The sequence below is a fragment of the Marinobacterium profundum genome (assembly GCF_001528745.1).
Taxonomy (GTDB): domain Bacteria; phylum Pseudomonadota; class Gammaproteobacteria; order Pseudomonadales; family Balneatricaceae; genus Marinobacterium_A; species Marinobacterium_A profundum.
The window spans coordinates 1-2,425 of sequence record NZ_BCNS01000010.1 but is presented as its reverse complement, the minus strand read 5'-3'; the positions used below and the strand labels follow the sequence as shown (position 1 = coordinate 2,425).

The window sequence follows — 2,425 nt, the reverse complement described above, 5'->3', positions numbered from 1 at the left end:
TTGGCGGTTGTTTTTTTTTTTCAAGCAGAAGACGGCACACGAGATGCTAATGAGTCTCGTGGGCTCGGAGAGGGGTATAAGGGACAGGGACTACGGGGCGCAGTGACGGCGAAGAGCCGCCGGTGTTTAGCACCGTAGCGGCGGTCACCCTGGCGCCGGGCGAGACCGAGGTTGAGGTGTTGGCCCGGCATTGCGAGATGGTGGACGCCGAACTGATCGGGGTCGGCACCGGTGCTGCTGGACTGACATTGAGCCTTGCCCGTCCACCGGTCATTGCGTCAACGGGTGATGGCCTGGATCTGGTCGTCGGTATACAGTCGCCGGTTGCGACGATGGCAGCCTCGGCCACAGAAATACAGTACGACGGCAAGACCTATCGCATCTGGCGAGAAGTGGAGAATTTTTCCAACCTTGAGGCCAACCGCTTTGTTTATGTGGCGGACAGGCTTGCTGGAACCATCACCTTCGCCCCCGCGGCCCGCATGTATAAAACGGCGGGCCAGCTGCAGGAAGCACCCCAGGCCCTTGCGGAAATACCTGGTGCGGATTGCGAGATCCGCGTGTGGTATCGCCGTGGCGGAGGGGCTCAGGGAAACGTGATGGCGAACATGCTAACCACACTAAAAGATCCGATACCTGGCCTGGAAGTGACCAATCCAAATCCTGCGGCCGGCGGCGCAGCGGCGGAGAGTATCGAGAACGCCCTGATTCGGGGCCCACAGGAGCTGCATTCCCTGCATCGGGCCGTGACAGCACGGGATTTTGAGCTGGTAGCAACCCGCAGCTCGGGGGCTGTGGATCGGGCCACGGCGTTCACCAAGGCAGCACTCTGGGTGCATGCGCCTCCCGGTACGGTGGAGGTTCTGCTGGTACCACGGATTCCTGATGAATCGCACGGCGGCGGACGGATTGCCATCGAGCAGTTGGAGGCGCACGAGTCTGATGTCGCCCGTGAACAGATTCAGGCGGCGCTGGATCAGCGCAAACCCCTGGGCACCTATTGCCTGGTAAATTGGGCACGCTATAAAACGGTGCAGGTCAAAGCCGAGGTAGTCGTGCATCGGGAGGAGGATCCGGCTGCAGTGCAGCAGCGCGTCATGGGGCGACTGTGGCGCACGATCAATCCATTGTCGTCCTCGGCGGATAGCCGGGGCTGGCCTTTTGGGCAGACCCTCAGCGTATGGGATATCTACAAGATCATCAGCGCAGAACCCGGCGTCAGTTCGGTAAGCCGAGTGCGAATGCTGGTCGACGAGGTTCCGGGACGCGATGTCAGAGCCTTGTGTGCCGATGGATTCCAGCAGCGCACCTGGTATGCAGGCAGTGGCGATGCCGTGTTCCGATCGATGGATGATGCCAGGGGCTGGGAAGCCATAGGTCACTTTCCGGCAGAAGAAGTGCTGCGAGTGTTGGCGTTCCCCCGGGAAGCCAGCAGTAACGCACGTCACGCCGGGCTGGTGGCCGTAGCGACTTCGCTGGATAAGAGTGGTGGAGGCTCGCGGCTGTACATCTCGCGCGACTGCGGTGAGTCCTGGGAGGCAGGGTTGGCGACAACCTTTAGGGTAGAAGACATGGCCTGGCTGGAACGGGACGGGGTCTCGCTGCTGCTGCTGGCAACTGAAAAAGGGCTCTACGAACTGGAGGCGCGACCGGGCGCTGATCCGCATCAGATACTGGTCGATGTGGCACAACCGTCACTGGGGTTTTATGCCATAGCGGTCTCGGCCGATGTCTGGGGTGGCACCAGTGTGGCGGTCGCGGCCCGCGGCGATCTCGGCGTTTTTCTTTCAGCCAGTGGAGGTAGGCCCGAAAGCTTCACGGCCATTGGCCTGGAGCATGAACTGGTGCGTGTGCTGGCCATTCAGCACTACGGGGCCAAGCGCTATCTCTGGGCCGGTGTTGCCGCGGTCGGATCCGATCCCGGCAACGGCTGCTTTCGCTGGCAACTGACCGGGGAGGAGGAAAATCCGGAGGGCTGGCGGGGATACAGCGCTGGATGGGACGCAGGCGGCTGTCGTTCGCTGGCATTTCAGGGGGGAAAAGTATTAGCGGGCTCGCTGCGTCAGGGGGTACTGCACCTCGACATTACCGAGCGAGAATGCTCATGGGTGGCGCCGGATATAAACTGCAGGCTACCACTGCGTGATCGCCACAGCCTGCAGCCGGTCGATGCGGTCGCAACGGCGCCCGGCGGCAACCTGATCATGGCCGCCGGCATCGAGGGCGTCTATCGCAGCAGTGATCAGGGAGTACGCTATGAGCCTGTCTCGAACAGCGAGTTTTCCGACGAGGTTACCTTGCCGCGGACCTGGCTGTTTTGCTCCGGTGAACATGACATCAGGGTGGTGACTGAAGATGAAACGCAGCGAGATTGAACAGCTGTTACCACGGGTATATCAGTCCGCGCTCGGCGAGCAAGGTCCGC

1 protein-coding gene is annotated in these 2,425 nt (G+C 61.5%); it reads left to right on the top strand.

The window, feature by feature from the left end:
- Nucleotides 1-122 precede the first annotated feature (122 nt).
- Nucleotides 123-2,375: a baseplate J/gp47 family protein gene (locus MPRO_RS00920; protein WP_067285957.1), complete on the top strand. Its 2,253-nt coding sequence runs from the start codon at nucleotides 123-125 to the stop codon at nucleotides 2,373-2,375.
- Nucleotides 2,376-2,425: the final 50 nt, after the last annotated feature.